The sequence below is a fragment of the Prauserella isguenensis genome, assembly GCF_014191605.1.
Lineage (GTDB): Bacteria > Actinomycetota > Actinomycetes > Mycobacteriales > Pseudonocardiaceae > Prauserella > Prauserella isguenensis.
This window is the reverse complement of sequence record NZ_JACHWU010000002.1, coordinates 157,082-180,020: the sequence shown is the minus strand read 5'-3', so window position 1 is coordinate 180,020 and position 22,939 is coordinate 157,082. Positions and strand designations below refer to the sequence as shown.

16 protein-coding genes are annotated in these 22,939 nt (G+C 71.1%); 4 read left to right on the top strand and 12 right to left on the bottom strand.

All coding sequences use genetic code 11. From position 1 onward, the window contains the following. Positions 1–10: 10 nt before the first annotated feature. From FHS23_RS09305 to bla, 10 genes are all read right to left on the bottom strand, one after another. Complete coding sequence (locus tag FHS23_RS09305) at positions 11–2,356, bottom strand: MMPL family transporter (protein ID WP_183651737.1); 2,346 nt, start codon at positions 2,354–2,356, stop codon at positions 11–13. 497 nt (positions 2,357–2,853) lie between these two features. Then, the gene (locus tag FHS23_RS09300) at positions 2,854–3,870 is read right to left on the bottom strand and encodes an electron transfer flavoprotein subunit alpha/FixB family protein (RefSeq protein ID WP_183651734.1); all 1,017 of its coding nucleotides are present in this window, start codon (positions 3,868–3,870) and stop codon (positions 2,854–2,856) included. Between the two features lie 5 nt (positions 3,871–3,875). Further along, positions 3,876–4,631 carry an electron transfer flavoprotein subunit beta/FixA family protein gene (locus FHS23_RS09295; RefSeq protein ID WP_183651731.1) on the bottom strand — a complete coding sequence of 252 codons (756 nt, stop codon included), beginning with the start codon at positions 4,629–4,631 and terminating at the stop codon, positions 3,876–3,878. A 46-nt stretch (positions 4,632–4,677) separates the two neighbouring features. Further along, positions 4,678–7,194 (bottom strand): GcvT family protein, encoded by a 2,517-nt coding sequence (locus FHS23_RS09290; RefSeq protein ID WP_183651728.1) that lies wholly within the window; start codon positions 7,192–7,194, stop codon positions 4,678–4,680. 14 nt (positions 7,195–7,208) lie between these two features. After that, complete coding sequence (locus tag FHS23_RS09285) at positions 7,209–8,900, bottom strand: formate--tetrahydrofolate ligase (protein ID WP_183653694.1); 1,692 nt, start codon at positions 8,898–8,900, stop codon at positions 7,209–7,211. A gap of 12 nt (positions 8,901–8,912) precedes the next feature. Further along, positions 8,913–9,815: a methylenetetrahydrofolate reductase gene (locus FHS23_RS09280; protein WP_183651725.1), complete on the bottom strand. Its 903-nt coding sequence runs from the start codon at positions 9,813–9,815 to the stop codon at positions 8,913–8,915. Beyond that, a complete protein-coding gene (locus FHS23_RS09275; protein ID WP_183651722.1) occupies positions 9,812–11,032 on the bottom strand; it encodes a glycine cleavage T C-terminal barrel domain-containing protein in 1,221 nt (406 codons plus the stop codon). Before FHS23_RS09275 ends, FHS23_RS09280 begins: the two co-directional genes overlap by 4 nt. Before the next feature lie 356 nt (positions 11,033–11,388). Continuing rightward, complete coding sequence (locus FHS23_RS09270) at positions 11,389–13,536, bottom strand: RCC1 domain-containing protein (protein WP_183651717.1); 2,148 nt, start codon at positions 13,534–13,536, stop codon at positions 11,389–11,391. Positions 13,537–13,836: 300 nt separating this feature from the next. Beyond that, the gene (locus FHS23_RS09265; RefSeq protein ID WP_183651714.1) at positions 13,837–14,982 is read right to left on the bottom strand and encodes a polysaccharide pyruvyl transferase family protein; all 1,146 of its coding nucleotides are present in this window, start codon (positions 14,980–14,982) and stop codon (positions 13,837–13,839) included. Between the two features lie 307 nt (positions 14,983–15,289). Further along, complete coding sequence (gene bla / locus FHS23_RS09260; protein WP_183651711.1) at positions 15,290–16,195, bottom strand: class A beta-lactamase; 906 nt, start codon at positions 16,193–16,195, stop codon at positions 15,290–15,292. A 129-nt stretch (positions 16,196–16,324) separates the two neighbouring features. Between bla and FHS23_RS09255 the strand changes: the two genes are divergently transcribed. Beyond that, positions 16,325–17,332 carry a LysR family transcriptional regulator gene (locus tag FHS23_RS09255; protein WP_183651708.1) on the top strand — a complete coding sequence of 336 codons (1,008 nt, stop codon included), beginning with the start codon at positions 16,325–16,327 and terminating at the stop codon, positions 17,330–17,332. Then, entirely contained in the window at positions 17,329–18,246 is a 918-nt protein-coding gene (locus FHS23_RS09250; protein ID WP_343053780.1) for a serine hydrolase, read from the top strand. The genes FHS23_RS09255 and FHS23_RS09250 overlap by 4 nt, the downstream gene beginning before the upstream one ends. A gap of 4 nt (positions 18,247–18,250) precedes the next feature. On the opposite strand, the gene FHS23_RS09245 is transcribed toward FHS23_RS09250, so the two are convergent. Further along, positions 18,251–19,669, bottom strand: a complete 1,419-nt coding sequence (locus FHS23_RS09245) for a CitMHS family transporter (protein WP_183651705.1) — start codon at positions 19,667–19,669, stop codon at positions 18,251–18,253. Between the two features lie 237 nt (positions 19,670–19,906). On the opposite strand from FHS23_RS09245, the gene FHS23_RS09240 reads away from it, so the two are divergent. Together FHS23_RS09240 and FHS23_RS09235 are read left to right on the top strand one after the other, a co-directional pair. Beyond that, positions 19,907–21,571, top strand: coding sequence for an ATP-binding protein (locus FHS23_RS09240; RefSeq protein WP_183651702.1), 1,665 nt, complete (start codon positions 19,907–19,909; stop codon positions 21,569–21,571). A gap of 10 nt (positions 21,572–21,581) precedes the next feature. Further along, entirely contained in the window at positions 21,582–22,268 is a 687-nt protein-coding gene (locus FHS23_RS09235) for a response regulator (RefSeq protein ID WP_343053779.1), read from the top strand. An 18-nt stretch (positions 22,269–22,286) separates the two neighbouring features. On the opposite strand, the gene FHS23_RS09230 is transcribed toward FHS23_RS09235, so the two are convergent. Continuing rightward, positions 22,287–22,925 carry a TetR/AcrR family transcriptional regulator gene (locus tag FHS23_RS09230; RefSeq protein WP_183651696.1) on the bottom strand — a complete coding sequence of 213 codons (639 nt, stop codon included), beginning with the start codon at positions 22,923–22,925 and terminating at the stop codon, positions 22,287–22,289. Positions 22,926–22,939: the final 14 nt, after the last annotated feature.

The window sequence follows — 22,939 nt, the reverse complement described above, 5'->3', positions numbered from 1 at the left end:
CTGTGCGGTGCTAGACGTTCGCGGGTTCGCGGCCCGACTCGGCGTGATCCCGGGCCGTGCCGGGCCGCTCGAGGCTCTCCCCTTCGACATCGACGTTCGGGATGATCCTGTCGAACCACGTGGGCATGGCCCACGCCTTCTCCTTCATGAGGTACATCAGCGATGGAATGAGGAGCATCCGGATCACGAACGCGTCGAACACGACGGCCACGGCGAGCGCGAAGCCCATCGACTTGATGATCACGTCGTCCATGAGCATGAAGCCGGCGAACACCGAGGTCATGATCAGCGCCGCGGCGGTCACGACGCGGGCCGAGTTGCGGAAACCGTCGACGATGGCGTCCTTGTACGACGCGCCGTGCACGTGCGCCTCGCGGATCCGGGTCACCAGGAACACCTGGTAGTCCATCGCCAGCCCGAACACCACGCCGACCAGGATGATCGGCATGAAGCTGATGATCGGCCCGCCCTCGAAGATGCCGAACCAGCCCTCCTGGAACAGCGCCACGGTCACGCCGAGCGTGGCCAGCACCGACAGCAGGAAGCCGAGGGTCGCGGTCAACGGCACGAGAAGCGAGCGGAACACCAGCACCAGCAGGACGAACGCCAGGCCGACGACGGTGGCCAGGTACGGCACGAGCGCGTCGTTGAGCTGCTGAGAGATGTCCTCCATGATCGCAACGGTGCCGGTGATGCCGAGGTCCACACCGGTGCGGTTCTCGAACCCGGCCTCACCGGCGCGAAGGCTCTCCAGCAGTTGCGCGGTACGGGGGTCGTCCGGCCCGAACTCGGGCTGCAGCATGACCATCGTGCCCTTGTCGTTGCCCGGTGCCGGCACGATGTGGCGCACGCCGTCCTGTTCGGCGGCCCACCGCTGGGCCTCCTGGTAGGCGGCCTGCTGGGCCTGCGGGTCGTCGGAGATCTCCCGCGCGTCGACGACCAGCATGAGCGGGTCGAGCTTGCCGGGCCCGAAGGCGTCGCCGATCATCTCGGCGGCTTGCCTGCGCGACGAGTCGCCGGGGGCCGTCGAGTCGCTCGGCATGCCGAGGCGCAGGTCCTTGAAGGGGATCGCCAGCGCGCCGAGCGCGACGACGACCAGCAGGGTCCAGACGAGCGGCTTCTTGCCGATGAACCGCGACCAGCGGACCCCGTTGTTCAGCACGAGTCCCGAGTCCTCGCGCTTCGGGCTGTACTTGCGGAACTTCAGTCCGAATGTCCTGCCCTTGAGCATGCCGACCACGGCGGGCAGCAGCGTGAGCGCGACGAGCACAGCGATGGCGACCGTGGCCGCGGCCGCAAGTCCCATCGTGGTGAGGAACGGAATGCCGACGACGCTGAGCGCAGCGAGCGCGATGATCACCGTGAGGCCGGCGAACACGACCGCCGAGCCCGCGGTGCCCACGGCGATGCCGAGTGCCCTCGAGCGGTCGTCGGTGTGTTCGAGCTCGCTGCGGTAGCGCGCCAGGATGAACAGCGCGTAGTCGATACCGACGGCCAGTCCGATCATCGTGGCGAGGATCGGCGTCGTCGACGAGATGTCGGTGAACACGGTCATGGCCGTGATGCCCATCGAGCCCATCGCGACGCCGATGCCTGCGGTCACGACCGGCATGCCCGCCGACACGAGCGAACCGAACGTCAGCGCGAGGATGATCAGCGCCATCACGATGCCGATGAGCTCGGCCGTGGCGCCGCCGATCTCCATCACCTGCATGCCCGAACCGCGGACCTCCATGGCGAGATCCGAGGAGTCGGCGTGCTCCTCGACGACGTCGAGGATCTGCTGCTGCGTCTCCGGCTCGACGTCGGTGACCTTCTCGACGTCGAGGGCGAAGTCGACCAGTCCCGTGCGGCCGTCCTCGGACAGCGGCGAGGATGCGGCGAGCTGCGGTTCGACCTGCTGGAGCGCAGCCTCGCGGTCGAACGGCTGCCCCTGCGCCTCGGCCTGCTGCCGGGCCTGCTGGAGCGCCTGCTGTTCGAGGCCCGCGTCCGCCTGGACCGGGCCGGCGATCGCCTGCTCGCCCTGCGGCACCGTGTCGACGCCGCGCAGGTCGGCGATCAGCTCGTCGACGGCTTGCATGTGCTGCGGCGCCGCCAGCTGCTCACCCTCGGGCGCCTGCACGACGATCTGCACGTTCGCCTCGTCCATCGGCGAGGACTGGCCGTCCATGATCTCCGGCAGCGTCTCCGCGGCCTCGACCGACTCGATGCCGGGGATCGTGAACTGATCCGACATCGGCTGGGACTGTGTGACGGAGAACGTGCCCACGCCCGCGAGCGCGACGAGCCAGGCGATCAGGAAGAGCGGCCACCGGCGGTACGCGGTCCTGCCGAGGCGGAAAAGAAGTTTGGCCATGCGCGGTTTCGGCTCCTGGATACGTGACGGACTGGGGCTCGTGTCGCACGGTCACCGGCTCCGTTGCCGGACGGTCGGCACGAATCCGCCCGCTGCTGCCGCATGCGGTCGGTTCGGGGCGGGCGTTCCGGCACACCCGCACCGGCGAGGACACCGGCCGCGGAGGGTGGACACGCGGCGTGGCAAGGCACGCCCGCAGAACGGGCCGCGGCCACAGCGCGGTTCCGAACACGACTCCACGGTTCGGGCCACGCGTGCGCCACGGCGATCCCCCGGCCGGCGACCTCGGCGGGCGCCTCGGTCACCACCCCGCCGTAAGATACGGCTCGTATCTTACGGCGTGCGGCCTATCGTACATGACCCGAAGGTGCGAGCCACGACGGTGCGATTGCCGAACAGACGGTTACGCGGCGTGTCGAAATACCACTCGACCGGGCCAGACCAGGGCGACGGCCCCACGCCGGCGCCCGAGAACCGGCGGCTGCAGGTGCGGTGGATCACACCTGCTGCTCGGCCGGCTCGGCTGCGGCCGGTTCCTCGGCGCGCCTGCGGATCTCGGCGAGGACCGCGGGCAGAACCTCGTGGACGTCGCCTTCGACCGCATACGTCGCACGTTGCATCATCGGCGCCTCGGGGTCGGTGTTGATCGCCAGGATCACGGCCGAGTCCATGCAGCCCACCCAGTGCTGGGTGGCGCCGCTGATCCCGCAGGCGATGTAGAGGTCGGCCGCGATCTTCGTGCCGGTGAGGCCCACCTGGTCACGGTGCGGGCGCCACCCGTTGTTCGTCGCCACCCGCGAACAGCCGACGACGCCGCCGAGCCGCTCCGCCAGTTCCTCCAGTACGGCGAACCCGTCCGCACCGCCGACACCGCGGCCACCGGAGACGACCACCGGAGACGTCGCCAGCGACAGGCCCGTCTCGCTCGCGGTGTGCTCGACCACCCGAGTACGCGCGAGTTCCGGCGGAACGTCCACTGCGGACTCGACGATCTCGCATTCGCCCGCGGGTTGGAGCGGTACCTGCGGGACCTCGACGGCCGCGGCGACCGTCGCCAGTTTCACCGGCGCCGTCAACTCGGCGTCCTCCAGCAGGACGCCACCACTGCGGGTCCGGGTCACGTGCCACGTGCCGTCGTCGCCGCCTGCGAGGCGCACACAGTCGGTGGCCAGCGGCAGGCCTCCGCGCGCGGCCGCGTGCGCGAGGACCTCGGCACCGCGGTGACCCGCCGGGGCGAACACCCCTGACGGGGCGAGGCGTTCGATCACCGCCGCCAGCGCACTCCCCCACGCTTCGGGGGCGTAGTCGTCGAGCAGTGCGTGCTGCGCGACGTGGAGCCTGCCGACACCATGGCCGCCGAGTTCGCGAGCAAGGTCGCGGGCGAGGTCGCCGGCCTCGGCCCCGGCGCCCGCGAACGTCACCGCCTCCACCGATTCGTCTCTGCCCGCCAACGAGCGCGCCACCGCGGGCAGCTCGGCGGACACCGTCGCGTCGGTCACCACGATCAGTTCCATCGTCGTCACACCTTCCCCAGCTCGGCCAGGACGTCGACGACCGCGGGCGCCGCGCCCGCACCGCGTCCCAGCGGAACCGCTCCGGCACGATCGTCGGCGGGCCGGCGCAGCCCGACGGTGTGCAGGCCTCCCGGCTCCGGGTCGCACGTGACCGTGCGCAGCTCCGCCTTCTTCGCCTTCAACCGTCCCGGCAGGGTCGGATACCGGGGCAGGTTCAGGCCCTCCTTGACCGCCACGGCCGCGGGCATCGGCACCCGGAACAGCTCGGTGCCGCTCGGGCTCTCGCGGGTCGCACGCAACGATCCCCCGGTGTCGATCTCCAGTCCCGTGATCCCGCCGACGACGGGCAGATCGCGTGCCAGCGCCACCCGGATCCCGACCTGCCCGTGGCCCGCGTCGGCCGAGGCGTCGCCGAAGAGCACCAGGTCCGGTTCCGGCTCGTCGGCCAGTCCCGCGAGCACCGCCGTCGCGGTGGCCTCCGGGTCGAGGTCGGTCGTGCCGGTGTCGACGAGCACTCCCTGATGCGCTCCCATCGCGAGCGCGTAGCGGAGCTGTTCGCCGGCCTCCTCGGGGCCGACCGACAGCACGGTGACGCGTCCACCGTGGGCCGACGCGAGCCGCACGGCCTCCTCGACCGCGCACTCCTCGTGCGGACCGATGGTGAAGCCGAGGTGCCGCGTGTCGACGGCACTCCCGTCGTCGGTCAGCGGTACCTGCGCTCCGAACGCGGGCACCCGTTTGATGCAGACCACGATGTCCACGACGTCCGCCTCCCTCCGGCGGTTCGGCTCCGGTCGTCCGGCCGGTTCACGCCTTCATGCGCGTGTCCTCCGGGTCGAACAGCGGCGTCCTGCCCGCCCGTGCCACCGTGACCGGATACCGCTCGGCCATGTACTCCACCTGCAGCGATGTTCCTTCGACGGCGAACTCGGGCGGCAGGTACGCCATGAGCAGGTAGTCGCCCAGCGACGGTGCGGGTCCGGCGCTGGTGACGACCGACCCGCGGCCCTCGCGGTCCACGATGCGCTCCCCGGCCGTCGTCACGATCGGCTCGCCGCTCTGCGGGTACCGCGCGATGCCGTCCGCACCGATGTGGTCGTCGACCGTGAGGGTGCACAGGGTCGCCGCGGGCGTGCCCTCACGCGCGGCGAGGTAGGCGTCCTTGCCGATGAAGTCGGCCGCCTTGACCTTGGGAAGCGCGAGACCGGCCTCCACGGGGTCGTACTCGCCGTCGAGCTCGGCGCCCATGAGCCGGTAGCCCTTCTCGAGCCTGCCGGTCGTGCCGTAGACGCCGATGCCCGCGGGGACGATCCCGTGCGGTTCGCCGGCCCCGGCGATCGCATCCCACAGCGCCTGCCCGTGTTCGAACGGCGCGTGCAGCTCCCAGCCGAGATCGCCCACATAGGACACCCGCAGTGCGAGCACCGGGATCCCGTCGACATCGATCCACCGGGCGGTGCCGAAGGGCAACGCGTCGCCGGACACGTCGTCCTCGGTCGTCGCGGCCAGGACGTCCCTGGCACGCGGCCCCCACAGCCCGAGCGTGCACACCGCCGACGTCACGTCCACCAGGGATGCCGAACCGTCGGCGGGCAGATGGCTCTCGAACCAGAACCGGTCGCGGGCGCCGTCCGCGCCGCCGGTGATGACGCGGAAGTGGTCCTCGGCGAGCCGCACGACGGTGAGGTCGCTGCGGAATCCGCCGCCCGGTGTCAGCACCGGGGTGTAACAGAGCCTGCCGACGGGCCTGTCGAGCTGAGCCACGGTCATCCGCTGCAGGTAGTCGAGTGCGCCCGGGCCCCGGACGTCGAACTGGGCGAACGCCGTGAGGTCGATCATCGCGGCGCGGCTGCGCAGTGCCAGGTGCTCGGCCTCGACGATCGGTGACCACCACCGGGCGTCCCACTCGTGCGGGCGGTGGGTGACCCGGTCGCCGAACTCGTCGAGCAGACCGCGGTTCGACGCGTACCAGTGCGGCCGTTCCCAGCCGCCGACCTCGAAGAACACCGCCTCGGCCTCGCGTTCACGGGTGTGGAACGGCGAGAGCTTCCGGCCGCGCGAGGACTCCCACTGCTCGCGCGGGTGCACGATGCCGTACGTCTTGTTGAAGCCCTCGTTCGCGCGAGCCCGCACGTGTTCGCGCGTGCGCTGGTGCGGGTAGAACCGGGCGATGTCGGCGCCGTGCATGTCGTACTCGCAGTCACCGTGCGTGAGCCACTCGGCCAGCATGCGCCCGACACCCGGCCCCTCCTTGATCCACACGGCGGCCGCGGACCACAGCCCGTCCACGTCGGGGCACGGTCCCAGCACCGGCGCGCCGTCCGGGGTGAACGACAGCAGGCCGTTGATCGCGTGTCGCACGCCGGCGTCGGGCCGATCGAGGATACTGCCGAACAGTTCGAGCGCCTGCTCCAGTTGCGGGTCGAAGTCGTCGGAGGTGAACGGCAGCTGGGTCGGCGACAGCGCCGCGGACTCCAGCGACGGGATGTCGTCGGGCTCGTGCAGGATGGGCCGGTGCGCGTAGGAGCCGATCTCGAGATCGGCACCGCTCTGGCGCTCGTACATGAGCGCGTCCATGTCCCGCACGATCGGGTAGGCGATGGCCGTGCCGGTCGCCTCGAACTCGGGAATCGGCCCGACGTCCATCATCTGGTGCACCGCGGGCGTCAGCGGGATCTCCGCACCCGCCAGGCTCGCGATCCGGGGGCTCCAGACACCGCAGGCGACGACCACGACCGGCGTCTCGACGTCCCCGGCGTCGGTGCACACGGCCCGTACCCGTCCCCGGTCGGTGCGAATGCCGGTCACCTCCGTGTTCGCCGACACGGTCAGCGCGCCGTCGGCGATGGCCTGTTCCCGCATCAGCGCCCCCGCCCGCAGCGGGTCGACGACGGCCACCGACGGGGTCCAGAACCCCGCGAGCAGAATGTCCGGGTCGACGAACGGGACGAGCTCGGCCACGCGACGCGGTGCGATCAGCTCCGCTTCCACGCCCCACGCGCGCGCCGAGGCCATGCGCCGTTTCAGCTCCTCGACCCGTTGCGGCTCCCTCGCCACCTCGACACCGCCGGAGGTGACGAGAGTTCCCAGTTTCTCGTACTGGCGCATGGAGTCCGTCGTCAGCGCGGTGATCTCGCGGGAGTGGTCGACGGGGAAGATGAAGTTCGACGCGTGACCCGTCGACCCGCCGGGGTCCGGCAGCGGTCCCTTCTCGACCAGCACGATGTCGCGCCACCCCAGTTCGGCGAGGTGGTGGCACACCGAATTGCCCACGATGCCGGCTCCGATGACGACGACGTCGGCGCGTTCGGGAATCTCGGTCATCTCGATCACTTCCTCTACGACAGCCCCACGACCTGGCCCGCTTCGTCGATGTCGATGTGCTCCGCCGCTGGTTGCGACGACAGACCGGGCATGGTGCGCATGTCGCCGCAGATCGGGTAGATGAACCCCGCACCGGCGGAAAGGCGTACCTCGCGCACCGGCAGCGTCCAGCCGGCCGGCGCACCCTTGCGGGACGGGTCCGCCGACAGCGACAGGTGCGTCTTGGCCACGCACACCGGGAGCTCACCGAACCCGTGGCGCTCGTAGTCGTCGAGCTGCCTGCGCGCGGTGGCGCTGAGCTCGACACCGTCGGCGCCGTACATCCGCCGCGCGATCGTCTCGATCTTCTCGGTCAACGAGGCACCGTCCGGGTACAGATGCGCGAACGCGGCCGGTTCGGCGCACGCCTCCACGACCGCTTCGGCCAGCTCGGCCGCACCTTTGCCTCCCTGGGAGGCGTGCGTGGTGACGGCGGCGCGCGCCCCCTCCTCCGCTGCGACGTCCACAATGGCCTGTTTCTCACTGTCGTAGTCGCCGGGAAACGCGTTGACGGCCACGACGGGGGTCACGCCGTGCGCACGCACGTTCGCGATCTGCTTGCGCAGGTTCGCCGCACCGTCCCGCACGTCGTCGGGGTTCTCGGCGAGCATCTCCTCCGGCAGCGGCCTGCCCGCGATCACGCGGTAACGCCCGGTGTGCGCCTTCAGCCCGCGGACCGTCGCCACCACCACCGCCGCGTCCGGGGTCAGTCCGGACGTACGGCACTTGATGTTGAAGAACCGCTCCGCGCCCATGTCGGCGCCGAATCCGGCCTCGGTGACGAGGTAGTCGCCGCAGCGGATGCCGATCAGATCGGCCACGACCGACGAGTTGCCGTGGGCGATGTTGCCGAACGGTCCGCAGTGGACGAGGGCGGGCGTCTGTTCCGTCGTCTGCAGCAGGTTGGGTTTCAGCGCCTCGCGCAACTGCACGCACATCGCGCCCGCGGCGCGCAGGTCCTCGGCGGTCACCGGCTCGCCCCGCCGGTCGTAGGCCACGACCATGCGGCCGAGCCGTGCGCGTAGGTCCGCCAGCGACGACGACAGCGCCAGCACAGCCATCACCTCGCTGGCGGCCGTGATGTCGAAGCCGGTCTGCCGCGGCAACCCGTCCTGTCGCCCGCCCAGGCCGGTGACGATCTGCCGCAGGTCACGGTCGTTGACGTCCAACACGCGCCGCCACGCCACGGCGAGCGGGTCGATGTCGAGTTCGTTGCCCTTGTGGAGGTGGTTGTCGACCATCGCCGCGAGCAGGTTGTGCGCCGACGTGACGGCGTGCAGGTCGCCGGTCAGGTGCAGGTTCACGGCCTCCATCGGCACCACCTGTGCGTAGCCGCCGCCCGCCGCGCCGCCCTTGATGCCGAACGTGGGCCCCATCGACGCCTGCCGGACCGCGATCACGCCGCGTTTGCCGATGTGCCCGAACCCTTGGCCCAGGCCGACCGTCGTGGTCGTCTTCCCCTCCCCCAGCGGGGTCGGGGTGATCGACGTGACCACGACGTACTTCGCCCGCGGCCGGTCCGCGAACTCGTCGATCGCCTCCAGTGCGATCTTGCCCGCGGCGTGTCCGTACGGTTCGAACAACCGCGATTCGATCCCCATGTCGACTGCCACGTCCGCCAGTGGCTTGCGCGGCGTCGCGCGGGAGATCTCCAGGTCCGACGGCATCGACGGCATGGCTCACCGCTCCCCTCGTGGTTCCCGTGCCGGCCCGCCCGTGCCGCGGGTAGCGGCAGGCAGCTCGGCGACCATGCGGGCGGTCGCCCGCACCTTGTTGAACGTGTAGCAGTGCACTCCCGACGGCGTGGTTTCGCCGGACCGTGCGGCGAGATCGGCCACGCCGCGCAGCACTGCGTCGCGGCCGCGCCGGGGGCGTAGCAGCCTCCCGACGAGCGACCGGTGGGACGTGACGAACCGCAGCGAGTCGCCGACCCCGATCCGGGCACCGACTTTCGCCAAGGTCGCGACGTCGACGGCGCCCGGTACGCCGATCACGATCGGCAGCGTGACGCCCTCCTCACCGGCGCGCCGCAGGAAGGTGCGGATCGCGGTGAGGTCGAAGCACAGTTGCGTCACCGTGTAGGTCGCCAGGTCCTGTTTGGACCGCAGCGACGCCCACAGCGTGGCGTCGTCGATCGACGGGTGTCCCTCGGGATACGACGGCACGCCGACCTCGGCCGGCAGCCGGCCGAGGTCGGCCATCTCCCGCAGCAGCGACTCGCCGTCGGGGTACGGCCCCGCGGACTCGTCCGTGTCACCCCCGACGACGAAGACGTCGGCCACTCCGGCACCGGCGAGCCGGTCGAGCACGTCGATCAGCTCGCCACGGCCGGTCAACTGCCGGGCCGCGAGATGCGGAACCGGGCGCAGGTGCTGCGCCGCCAGCTTCTCGCACAGTTCGACGGTCGCCCCGGTGCCGCAGCGTGGGGAAGCCGTCACCGTGACGACCGTCTGCTCGGGCAGCGCGCCCGTCTCTTCGAGCACCCCGCTCAGCGGCAGCACCTCGAAGCGCGGGCGCGCCAGGATTCCGGCCCGTGCCGCTGCCGGCACGGCCGCCTTCCCGGACTCCCGCCTGCGCTTCATCGCTTCGGGGTCTCCTTCCGTGGATCGACGAACGGCTTCTCGACGACGGTTCCCTCCCGCACACCGGACGGCGTGTGCACCTGCAGCGTCGTGCCGGTCTCGCTGAGTTCGATCGGCACCATCGCGAGCCCGATGTTGCGTTCCAGCCGCGGCGAGCGGCAGGCACTCGTCACACGGCCCACCGGCGCGCCCGATCCGTCGTGGACGGCGAACGGCTCGATCATCGACCCGTCGTTGTAGGTACCGAGGGGTTCGCCGGAGATCTCCATTCCCACCATGAGACGGGAGATCCCCTCGGAGCGAGCCCGCGCGAGCGCCGACTTGCCGATGAAGTCGGCCTCCTGGTCGAGGTCGACCATCCACCGGTAGTCGTAGCCGACTTCCAGTGGATTGGTGTCGAGCGTGATGTCGCAGCCGTAGGCGAGCATGCCCGCCTCGATGCGGCGCATGTGGCACGGTCCGATCGGGCGCATGCCGTACGGCCTGCCCGCCTCCCACACCGCGTCCCACAGCCGTTCCGCGTCACGGGAGGCGTTGTGCAGGTACAGCTCGTAGCCCAGTTCGCCGGAGTATCCGGTGCGGCTGACGACGACCCGCATGCCATCCACAGTGAATTCGCGCATCCGGTAGTACGGCACGTCGAGCACGGCGTCGCCGAACAGGTCGCGCAGCACTTCCCTCGACCGCGGCCCCTGCACCTGGAGCGGTGCGACGTCGGCCTCGGCGATGTGGACGTTCCAGCCGCCCGCATGTGCCAGGCCCATGGCCCACAGTCCGACATCCGAATCGGCCAGCGACAGCCAGAAACGGTCCTCCTCGAGTCGCAACAGGACTGGATCGTTGACGATCCCGCCGTCGGGCGCCGTGACGAACACGTATTTGCACTGCCCGACCTCGCACTTCGTCAGGTCCCGTGGCACAAGCATGTTGGTGAAGTCGAACGCGTCCGGGCCCGAGATCTCGAGCTGGCGTTCGACGCCGACGTCCCAGATCGTGACGCCGTCGAGCAGCGCCCAGTACTCGCCGACCGGGTCGCCGTAGTGGCGCGGGTGATAGGTGTGGTTGTACACGCTGTAGACCGCGGCACCGCAGGCACGCGATTTCCAGAAGTACGGCGACTTCCGCAGCCGTGTGTAGAGCATCACCGCGGGCTGGTCCACGGTCGCGGGTGAGTCCCCCGCGACGTCCGGCCGGGCGGTGTTGAGTACATCCGTCATGAGGGCCACCTCGGTTTTCCGGCCCGTTCGATGTGTGTCGTGAGAATGGGCGAACGCCCGCCGCCTCGTTGCCGTTCACGCAGTAACACCGGCCACCGATGCCGGTTGTGCCATACGCAACGAGTTCTGAATTACTAAACTGCGTACGCTCAGCATGCGCCGCACCCCACGGCGCGTCAAGGGCTCGCGGCACCGATAAGTGCATCTCTACCTGCGGAAACGACCGTGTCCAACACGCCGGCCCGCGCGGTGAGCCAATACCCGCCGTCACCCGTCCACCGGCCCACAGCGCGGACCGCCGCCGGGTGCGCCCCCTCGGCGTGGGCGCATCCTTCGGCGTCGCGGGAGCCCGCGGTTCACGGCACCGGAGGCGGATCGAACCCCCATTTCACGGATTTCGTCGTCGACGTCGTCGTGGTGCCGTCGCCGAGCTGATGGTCGTCGTTCCGGCCGACCGAGTACACGTGGCCGTCCAAACGCAGCACATGGGCGCTGTCGCGGCCGCCCGCCGCCATCACGACCGAGTTCGCGTGCGCGTCGGTCGCCGCGTCGAAACCGTGCGCCGGTCCGGTGCCGGTGAACAGCTCCCCGTGGTCGTTCGCGCCCGCCGTCACCAACCGGCCGTCGCTCAACGTCACCCACGACCGGTCGTATCCGGCCGCCACGTGCTTGGCCGGTCCGTACTCCTCCAGGCCCAGCGCGGTCGGTTCGTTGCTGTCACCGGTGCCGCCGATGCGGTGCGCGCCGTCGTGACCCCAGCCGTGCACCACACCCTCACCGGTGATGGCCAAAGCGTGCAGCCTGCCCATCGAGACCATGCTGTACCCGGTGCCGCGGGCGTCGATCCTCGTCGGCGGGTTCCCGCTGTCGCCGTGGGAGTCCGTGCCGTCGCCGAGAAGTCCGTCACCGTCCGAACCCCACGTGTGGAGCCCGCCGTCGCCGGTGATCGCCGCACCCGCGCGATGGCCCATCGACAGCTGCTCGACCCCCGACACATCCACCGCGACGGGCGTGTCCCGGTCCGTGGTCGTGCCGTCGCCGACCTGCCCATGGGCGTTCTCACCCCAGGCATAGACGTTGCCGCCGGTGGTGACCGCGCCCGTCGTGTGGTGACTCGCCGAGATCTGTTCAGCAGGTTCCGGCAGATCGAATGCCACGGGGTGATCGCTGTGCGTGCTGCCGTGGCCCAACCCGTGGTCCTCGCGGCCCCACGTCCACACCCTGCCGTCGGTGGTGACGGCGTACGAACTCCGCGATCCGGCGGCGATGTCCACCACGCGGGTCGTGTCGTCACCACCGTCGAACGTGGGCAGCAGGGTGGGGACTCCCGCGTCACCCGCCTTCCCCGACCCGAGCCGCCCGTCCGCGCCGCGTCCCCAGGTCCACACGCGTCCCGTCGAGTCCAGAGCGAGCGTGTGGTCCCGGCCGCCGACGATCTTGACGAACGTCCACGTCTCGCCCGAGACGGTGACCGGTTCGGCGGATGCGCCGGCCGAATCCGTCACGTCGTACCTCGCCGACCACTCGCCCACCGTGTCCGGGTCGAAGTCCGACTTCCAGGAGATGCTTCCTGTCAGCCTCTCCCCGTCGCCGTCGGGATCGTCCTCGACGTCGGTGGCCCTGACGAGCGCACGCAGGTACGAGTCGGTCGCCGGATCGCCGCCCACCTGACCGAGGAACGGCCCGGTGTTCGCGCTCGCGTCCCGCAGCACCGGCGGGGTGTTGACCCGCATCCGTGCGTGCGCGTCGACGACCTGCTTGCGTCCGTCGGACCGTGTGGACCCGCGCGTGCCTGCCGGGCCGGTGGGCCGGGCCAGCACCCCGAACCGCAGCGGCGCCGCCACGGCGTCCGAGCCGCCGGCGATCCGCGTCATGCCGGCTGCGTCCGCATCGAGCTCGTTCGACAGCACCACCACCCGGAACGTGAACGACCGCTGCCGACCGGCGCCGAGCGTGAACTCCGGCAATTCCACCGCCTGTCCGGTGGTCGCGGGGTTCGCGCCCGGCATGCCGCCGGTGTCCGCGGTGTTCGGCCCGATCACCGTTGCGGTCGAATAGTCGCCCGCCCCGACCGCCGATGCGATGTCCGACCGAGGAGTGGCGCCCGGCCACGCGAGGACGACGCCCCGCTCGCCGAGATCCGTGCCGGAGTCGGTGTCGAAGTGGTCGAACAGCGTGACGTTTCCGCGCCACGGCGCTTCACCGTCGTTGACGACCCTGAAGCTCACCTCGTACGGCTGTCCGTGGTCGGCGAGGACGCCGCTGCCTTCGGACCGCCCGCCCACGGTCAGGTCCCGGATCGTCAGGGAAGGACTGCTGCCGGACGACACGGCGGAACCCTCCGCCGTGTCGGAGAAGTACGCCTGGCTGCCTGCGGTGACGAGCACCAGCGTCACGACGGTGACGAGAACGGTGGTGACACCGGTCCGGCGCAGTCCGACCGACCTGCCCGGCCCCCGCCCGCCGGACGTCTCCGCGTGCCGCCGGTTCCCCCGTGCCGTCATGGCCCCGTCCTCACAACCGTTCACGGCTGCGCGGCAGTGAACCGCCGCGCAGCCGCGTCGCCTCGTCTGCTCGCGTTCGCGCCGGAACGGCCCGTGGGAGCCGTTCGGGGTCGGACGGCCGAGCCGGCCGCGGCGACATCGGTATCCCGCCCGGCGCCATTACCTCGCGACGTACCCCTGTTCGGCTACCTCGTGACGTACCCCTGTTCGGCGAACCGCAATCGGCCGCCACCCGGGCGGGGTGCCGGGAGCGCAACGAGAGCCGCGGCGCCGCGATCGGCACGCGGCCACGGCGCGCGGTCAGCTTCGGCCGTAGATCCGGTCGGCGACCTCGGTCTTGCGGGCCCGCAGTTCCGCGACCGTGCCGTCCGGGAAACCGCCCTTCTCGGGGAGTTCCGGGGTGTCGGCACCGGCCGCATCGAGCATCGCCCACCCGCTGCCGAGGTCGATCAGGCTGCGGTGTTTCGTGTCGTAGTAGTCCGGCGACACGCTCAGCGCGACCCCACGCGCACCCGCCGCGGCTGCAGTCAGGTGCAGGTGGAATCGCGTGGAGAGCCACACCTGCCCGGCCAGTGCGGGAACACCGTCACGCCACAGATCCGAGAAGGGCATGAAGGCCGCGCCCGGCAGGTCCGCGGCGAGCAGGTCGTACACCGCGCGGTCGATTCGGGGGATGGCTTCGACGAACGTCACCTCGCCCGGGTCGACGTCCCACCGGCGCAGGATCCCCCGCACCCGGGCTGCGAGCGCGGGTGGGCCGAGCTCACCGATGTCCGACTGCACGCACACCATGACCGCGCGCGTGTAGTCCTGGTGCTCGGGTTCCGGCACGTGGAGGAACACGTCGTCGCAGGTGAACATCGCGGCCGCGCCGTCGGCGAGCAGGTCGGCGGAGTCGCGGTCGCGCACGTCCACGACGTCGAACCGGGCGGCGAGCGCGTACAGCAGTTCCGCGACGTGCGGCGCGGCGGGCACGAGGCCCTGGCCGGTCATCGCGAGCCGCGCGCCCGACCGCACGCTCGCCGCAACGGCACCGGCGAGCAGTCCGGCGTGCCGTGGCCACAGGGCGTTGACGTACCCGCCGCCGAGCAGGTGGATCACATCGGCGGTGGCGAGTAGTTCGACCCCGGGCCCGCACCGCGGCGCCAACCCCGGGTCGTGGATTACCCGGCGGATCCAGGCCACGACCGCCCAGGGCTCGGGATCAGGAGCCTCCCCCGTCAGGCGCCACAGTGTGTTCGTGCACCGGAGGTTGGGGTGCAGGCCTGCGAGCATCACCTGGGCGGTGCCGGGCGTGTGACAGTCGAGCCACACCTCGGCGTCCGGCTCCGTGCGCGCCAGGTATCGCAGCCATGTGGCGGCGACCAGCTCGTCACCGAAGTTGGGCAGCCCGGTCGGGGCGACCAGATAGATCCGGCGTGCTGACGACGAGTCGGGGTGGGACATACCGAAGCACGCTAGCACCACGACGGGGCCCGTGATCGTCGAACGCACGGCCGCCGATCGGCTCAGTCGACTCGGATGCCGCGCCACACCACGTCGGACGGCGGGTGCCGATCCCGGCACCGGGTTGCTCGGCGTGCTGCGGATCGTCGGCGTGGCGGCGGCCGTCGCCAACGCGGTGTACAACGCCATCGGCATCCGGGTGCGCCGCCTCCCATCCGGACCGAGGATCTGCTCGAGGACGGCTGACGGCGCACGTGCCGTGGGCGGGTCTCCGGGCAGCTCCGCACACCCGCCCGTCCCCGCAGCGTCAGCGCAACCGGCGACAGGCCGAGGCGGCGATGTCGGCCAGCGGCTCGGCGAGCGTCTCGTCCCCGTACCGTGCGCCCCGTGTGAAGGCCGCGACGACCAGCGGCGCACCGTCGGGCGTCCACGTGACACCCACGTCGTTGCGCACGCCGTACCACCCCGATCCGGTCTTGTCCGCCAGCCGCCACCCCGCGGGCACTCCGGACCCGAACACCGGTCCGGCGGTCCGGTTCGCCAGCATCCACGTGGTCAGCCGCTCCCGATCGGGCGTCGCGAGTGCGCGGTCCAGCACGAGCGTGCCGAACGTACGCGCGATCGCCCGCGGTGTCGTCGTGTCCCGGTCGTCACCCGGTGTCCCGGTGCTCATCTCCGGCTCCCACCGGTCGATCCGCGTGACGCGGTCGCCGACCGACCGCGCGAACGCGGTCACCCCTGCGGGACCGCCGAACTCGCGCATCAGGACGTTCGTGGCGGTGTTGTCGCTGACCGTCACGGCCGCCTCGGCGAGTTGCGCCACCGTCAGGCCGTTTCGGACGGTCGCTTCGGTGACCGGCGAGTTGATCACCAGGTCGTCGGTGCTCCAGGTGAGCCTGCGGTCCAACACCGGTGGCGGGGCGTCCCGCAGGATCCACGCAGCCAGCAGAACCTTGAACACCGAGCAGATCGGGAACCGCTCGTCGGGCCGGTGTTCCAGCGTCGCACCCGTCCGCATGTTCAGAGCGACCACGCCGAGGCGCCGTCCATGCGTGCGTTCCAGCTCACGGAACTCGGTGTCCACGGTCGACTCTCCGGACCCGTGCCGGGGTGATCGGCCCTCGGCCGCCGCCCCGGCGGGCATTCCGAAGGTCACCGCTCCCGCCGCCGCCCCTGCGAGCACGGCACGCCTGCTCGTTCCGCCACGTTCCACCGTCGTCTCCTCCCTGTCGGTTCGAGAACGATGGCACCGGCGCACCCCGCCGGTCCAAGGACGAACACGCATGCCCTCATGTCGCCGCGACATACGACAGCGCTCGGCCGGTGCGCGATACTGGGCGTCGTGGATCTGGTGCTGCACCTGCGCGGCTTCGTCGCCGTCGCCGAGGAACTCAGCGTGTCGGAGGCGGCGTTCCGGCTCGGTCTGGACCAACCGTTGTTGAGCCGCAGGCTCCGGACGCTCGAGCGCGAACTGGACGTCGAACTCGTCGACCGATCACGGCGCCGGATCACGTTGACGCCGGACGGTGCGGCGCTGCTGCCGCGTGCCCGCCACCTCGTGGACCAGGCCGATCACCTCGTGCGTACCGTCCGCGACGCCGACACCACGACGGTCACGTTGTCGACTCCACCGGAGTCCGATCCGGCGGCACTCGCCCGCCTGGTGTCGCTGTTCGACCGGGCGGAAGTGGATGTCGAGCTCGTCTCCGCCGACGCCGACGCCGGCGCACCGCATGCCGACAGCTCGTGGACGGTGCGCAGCTGCGACCCCGCGTCGGCACGGTGGACCGCGCGGCTCGGCGCCGCGTCGACGGCCTGCGGACCCGGGGATCCGCCGTGCGGGAGCCTGCGGTGTGAGGGGACGCGGGGTGAGGGGACGCGGTGTGAGGGCGCGCTGCGTGGCGGGCCCCTCCGTCTCAGTGAGCTCCGGCCACGACGCGGTGCGCCCGCACGGCCTCTCCTCGTGCTGCCCCACGACCTCGAACCACCACGCGGCGAACACCTCCACGCCACGGCCGACGCCGCAGGACTGTCCCCGGCACTGATCCGCCCCCGGCCTGCCCACATCGCGATGTCGGAAGCGCTGGCAGGGCGGGCGGTCCTGCTCTGCACCGCAGGCGAAGCGAGCCGGTACGGCCTGTCGTGGACTCCGCTCGCCGATCCGCCTGTGCTCCGCGGTTACCGCCTCGCCGAACGTGATCCGCTGCCGCCCGCGCTCGCAGCGGATCCACTCCGGACGCAGGCGCTGCGCCTGCTCGGCGACGTCGTGGCGTCCGAACCGGACACCCATGAACCGCGCCCCGGGGACCCAACCGCAGGTGGGTCGTCGCCGGCGCGGGAGCTGCCGTGACGACACCGCCGATGTCGGGCGATTCGGCCGGGCTCCTGGCGTTGGCCGACCGCATCTGGCGCCGCCTGCGTGAGGTCCGTGTGCACGGCGGGTTCGTGGCCCGCAACATCGACACCGGCAGACAGCTCTGCGTCGACCCGGACCGGCCATGGCCCCTCGCGTCGGTGGCCAAGGTGCCGCTGGCCCTCGTGGTCGCCGACCGCATCGCACGGGGCGAGCTGGCGGGCGACACGATGGTCACCCTCGACCCGGAGCGACGCAGTTCCGGTCCCACAGGACTGTCGGCCTTCCGCCATGCCGCGACGTGCGCGATCGACGATCTGCTGCTCCAGATGATCACCGTCAGCGACAACGCCGCCGCGGACGCGTTGTTCGAACTCGTCCCACCGGCGGAGGTCACGTCCCGGCTGCGGCAGTGGGGTGTCGAGGCGATCCACGTGCGACACCCGATGCAGTTGATGTACGAAGCGGCGACACGGGTCGCGGGACCCGATTTCACACTCGGCCGGCGCCTCGCCGTGGAAGGCGTACGCCCGGCCGGCGGTCACGTGATCGACTCGCTCGACGTGCACCGCGCGACCGTCGGGACCGCCGCCGGCCTCGTCGACCTCCTGTGCCGCATCTGGAGCGGCCATATTTCCGAGCCCGAAGCCACCGCCGCCGTGCGCGACGCCATGTCCCGCCAACTGCTCAGCCCTCGCATCGGCGCCGACCTCCAGGCCGACGACATCCGGATCGCCGGCAAGACCGGTTCGTTCCTGACGCTGCGCCACGAGATCGGCGTCGTGGAACACGGCACGTCCAAGGTGGCGATCGCCGCGCTCACCACCTCGGAACGCACCACCAGAATCCAGCAGGACGTCGATCTCGCGATCGGCGCGGCCGTCCGCGACGCCGTCGAGGCGCTGACCTGAGGCCTTACAACGCGATGATCCCGAGCGGCACCGCGACGGCGAGCAACGCGATGCTGAAGCCCCACATCGGGAGGAACGAGTAGCGGATGTGCTTGCCCATGTCCACGCCGGCGAGCCCGATCCCGAGCCACACCGAGGCGTTGAACGGGCTGATGTACGTCCCGATGACGTTGCCGATCAGCACCGCGTACACCACCGTGGCCGAGCCCACGCCCAGCTGAGTGGCCGCGTCGTGCACGAGCGGCAGCAGCGCGAAGTAGTGCGCGTCGGTGCTCAGCACCAGTTCGAACGGCATCCCGAGCACACCGACGATGAGGTGCAGCAACGGCACGACCGCGTCGGGCAGCAGCTCGATCATGTCGGTCGCCAGTGACCGCAGCATGCCGGACTCCTCCAGCACGCCGAGGAAACAGCCGGCCGCGATGATGATCGCCCCGGTACCGAGCGCGCCGCCGCCGTGGGCGCGGATGCGCTCCATCTGGTCGGACACCTTCGGGTAATTCACGACGAGGGCCGCGCTGAGACCCAGCATGAACACCAGCCCCGCCGGCAGCACGTCGGCCACGAGAACACCCAACAACGTCACGACGAGCAGTCCGTTGAACCAGGGCCGATACGGCTTCCCGGCCACCGCGTCCCCGGCGTCCGCGTCGCCTGTTCCCGCGGCGTCACCCGTGCCGCCGGGCCCGTCAGCGGGTGTGTCGCCGGCACCGCCGTGGCCGTCGGTGTCGGTGCCGCCACCGGAGCCTGCCGGCCGGGCCGCCGTCAGGGCGACCTCGGGTTCGGGGTTACGCGCCGTCGCGGCGCAGGCGATCCGCCGGTTCTCACGCAGTCCGAGCAGCGCCGCCATACCCAGCAGCATCACCACGCCCACGATCTGCAACGGGATCAGTCCCTGCCACAGCTCGATCGGGTCGTGCCCGGTGCTCGCGGCGGCCCGGCCCACCGGGCCGCCCCACGGCAGCATGTTCAGAATGGCCATGCTTGTGCTGAGCAGCAGCATCAGCAGGTACGGGCTCATTCCGAGCCGCCGGTACAGCGGGAGCAGTGCCGGGATCGCGATCAGGTACGACGTGGCACCTGATCCGTCGAGGTGGCACACGACGCCGATGATCACGGTGACCATCGCGACGCCGACGACGTTGCCGCGGCTCATCCGCACCATCAGGTTGATGAGCGGGTTGAACAGCCGGACGTCGTTCATGATGCCGAAGAACAGGATGGCGAACACCAGCATGACGGCGACGTTCAGCACCGAGGCGAGCCCCGACTCGAAGAACTCGCCGATCTCCTCGGCGTTGAATCCGGCGAGGAAGGCACCGACCGTCGGAATGACGGTCATTCCCACCACCGGTGCGATCCGGCCGAGGATCAACAGCGTCGCTATCGCCGCGATCACCCCGAAACCGACGATACTGAGCATGGGCGCTTCTCCTGCCTCCGTTGGTCATCGAGTTCGCCCGCCGCGATCCCGGGGAGCGTGTTTCACCCGGATGTACGGCGATTTGCGACATCATGAACCGGGCGTGGCCGCGCCCACGAGCGTTGTGTGCATTGGATCGGTAATGGTCGTATTGGTCTCACCCGCTTCACCGGCTTCGCCGGGTCCCCGGAGGCCACAGGCTCCGCGGACGCCGGCGACCTCCGAGGAGCAGCGGCCGTGAGGGCGCCCGGCACCCGGCGCGGCCGTCCCCGCCTGTCCCTGACCGGTTACCTGTTCCTCGCGATCACGCTCCTGCTGGTCGTCGCTCTCCTCGCCGCAGGTGCACTGTGGACGGTCAACCAGTACCGCGAGGTGCGCGACGAGTACACGCAACGCGCGCTGACGCTGGCCCACTCCGTCGCCGAGCTGCCGACGGTGCGGGACTACCTCGCCGATCCCCGGCATCGCGGTGAGATCGCCTCGCTCGCCGAGCGGATCCGCCGCGCGGCCGAGGTCCGCTACGTCGTCATCGTCGACTCCGACGGCATCCGCCACTCCCATCCCGATCCGGACGAGATCGGCGGCAGGCCGCACACCGACCCCGCTCCGGTGCTCGCGGGCAACGTCTGGACGGGCACCGAGTGGGGCCCCGCCGGGCTGACACTGCGGACCCGGGTTCCGGTGGAGTCGCGCTCGGGCGAGGTCGTCGGCTACGTGTCGGTCGGTGTGCTGTCCTCGCGGGTCTCGCTCGCGGCGGCCGGCACGCTGCCCACCGTCGGCGCCGGGCTGTTGCTCGCGCTCGTCGTCGGTGCGGGCGGGGCCTGGCTCGTCTCCCGAAGGATCCGCGCGAAGACACACGGCCTCGAACCGCGGGAGATCACCGAGTTGTTGGAAAGCAGGGAGGCGCTGCTGTACGCGATCTCCGAAGGCGTCCTCGCGGCCGATGCCGACGGAGCCGTGCTGCTGGCCAACGACTCGGCCCGCGCGATGCTCGACCTGCCTCGCGACTGCGTCGGTCGAACGCCGGCCGACCTCGGCCTCCACCCGCGCCTGCGCGCGATGCTCGAGGGGTCGGAGGACACCGGCGGCGAGGTTTTCCTGCCCGTCGGCGACGGGCTGCTGGTGTGCGAGCACCGTGCCGTGCGGATCGGCGCGCAGGGCACCGGCAGGCTCGTCACCCTGCGCGACCACACCGAGCTGGTGCGACTGGGCGGTGAGCTCGACGGCGTCCGGACCATGGTCGGCGGCCTGCGAGCCCAGACCCACGAGTTCGCCAACCGGATCCACACGGTGAGCGGCATGCTCGACCTGGGCGCCGCCGCGGAGGCCCGGCGGTATCTGGCCGAGCTGTCGGCCACGACGGCCGAGGCATCGACCCGGGTCTCGGAACACCTGGCCGACACGGCACTGGCGGCGCTCGTGCTGGCGAAGTCGGCGCAGGCCTCCGAACAGGGTGTGGAATTCGAGCTCGCGGCACTCAGCGACGTCCCCGCGAGCCTGCCGCCGCGGCTCCGCGACGACGTGCTGCTCGTCGTCGGCAACCTCGTCGACAACGCCCTCGACGCGGTCGGCGGCGACGGCTGGGTGGAACTGCTCGTCCGCCTCCACGACGACGAACACCGCCTGCTCGAGGTGCGCGTGACCGATTCGGGCCCGGGAATCGACGCCGAACTCGGCGACAGCGTGTTCACCGCGGGCGTGAGCACGAAGGACCGCACGCCGGACGGTTCCGGACCGCGGGGCCTCGGCCTGGCGCTCGTGCGGCAGGCGTGTGCCCGCTGGGGTGGCTGGGTGGACGTCGACTCGACCGAGGAGACCGTGTTCAGCGCGTTCTTGCCCGTACGGGAGGATGCGCGTGAGCGGCCGCCCCGGAACCCGGCCGCAGAGATCCCGGAGAGGTGAGGTGCCCCGAGTGCTGTCCGTACTCGTCGTCGACGACGACGCGCGGGTGGCCCGCAACCACGCGGACTGCGTCGCCGCCATGCGTGGTTTCGCCGTGGCGGGCGTCGTGCACACCGGCGCGGCGGCGCTGGAGGCGGTCGCGGCACGCCGGCCGGACCTGGTCCTGCTGGATCTGTACCTGCCCGACATGTCGGGCATCGACGTGCTGCAGCGACTGCGCGGCGGCACCGCCGCGGGCGGTTCGGCACCCGTCGACGTGCTGGTCGTCAGCGCGCTGCGGGACGTCGACAGCGTGCGCAGGGCCATGCACGGCGGCGCCGTCTACTATCTGATCAAGCCGTTCGACCTCGCCGCGCTGCGGGACCAACTGGAACGCTTCGCGGCCGCGTGGGACAAACTGACCGGCGTCGACGAGGTCACCCAGCGCGACGTGGACAGCGTCTTCGGCGTCCACCGACCCGCCAGCCGGCGGGAGCTGCCGAAAGGCCTGACCGCCGAGACGGCCCGGTTGGTCGCGGACACCCTGCGCACGGCGGGAGCCGACCTGTCGGCCGTCGAGGTGGCCGAACGCGCGGGGATCGCGCGCGTCACAGCGCGCCGGTACCTCGAGTACCTGTGTTCCGACGGCCGCGCCGAACTGCGGATGCGTTACGGCTCGGCGGGGCGGCCCGAACACCGGTACCACTGGGTGATCTGACCGGTCCCGGACAGGCCGTCAGCGACCGCCGTAGCGCAGCGGGACGCCCGACGAACCGTCGTCGAGCACTCTGCCCGCCAGCCACGCCAGGCGGTCCGCGGTGCGCGCGGGCGTGTCGGAGGGCTGCATGACGTGGCTGAGCACCGCACGCACGAGCACGTCGACCGCCACGTCGATCTGCTCGGCGCTCACTCCGGGCCGGTGGGAGCGCACCCGCTCGGCGAGGATCGCCGTGGCTTCCGTGATCAGCGTGTCGGCGCGGGTGGTCAACAGCGGCAGCAGCTCGGCGTCCCCGCCGTGGGTCGCCGACACGACGGCGCGCAGCAGCACGTTGTCGGCGGCAAGATCGAGCACGCCGCGCACGGCATCGTAGACCGCTCCCGGAAGGTCGTCAGGGTGGCGGTCGAACGCCCCGCCGACGAGCGCGAGGAAGCGGTCGAGCTCGTGGGCGACCATGGCTTCGGCCAACGCGGTCTTCGACCCGACCTCGTTGTAGACCGTCTGCCTACTGATCCCGATGCGCTCGGCCAGCCGGGCCATCGTGACCGCCGACCAGCCCTCGCGCGCGGTGATCTCGATGGCCGCGACGAGGATCGGCTGCCGGTACTGACCACCGACCGCCGTCGCAGCCGCGAGAGTGTCACCCATGATCGCCATTCTAGGCGGCCCCG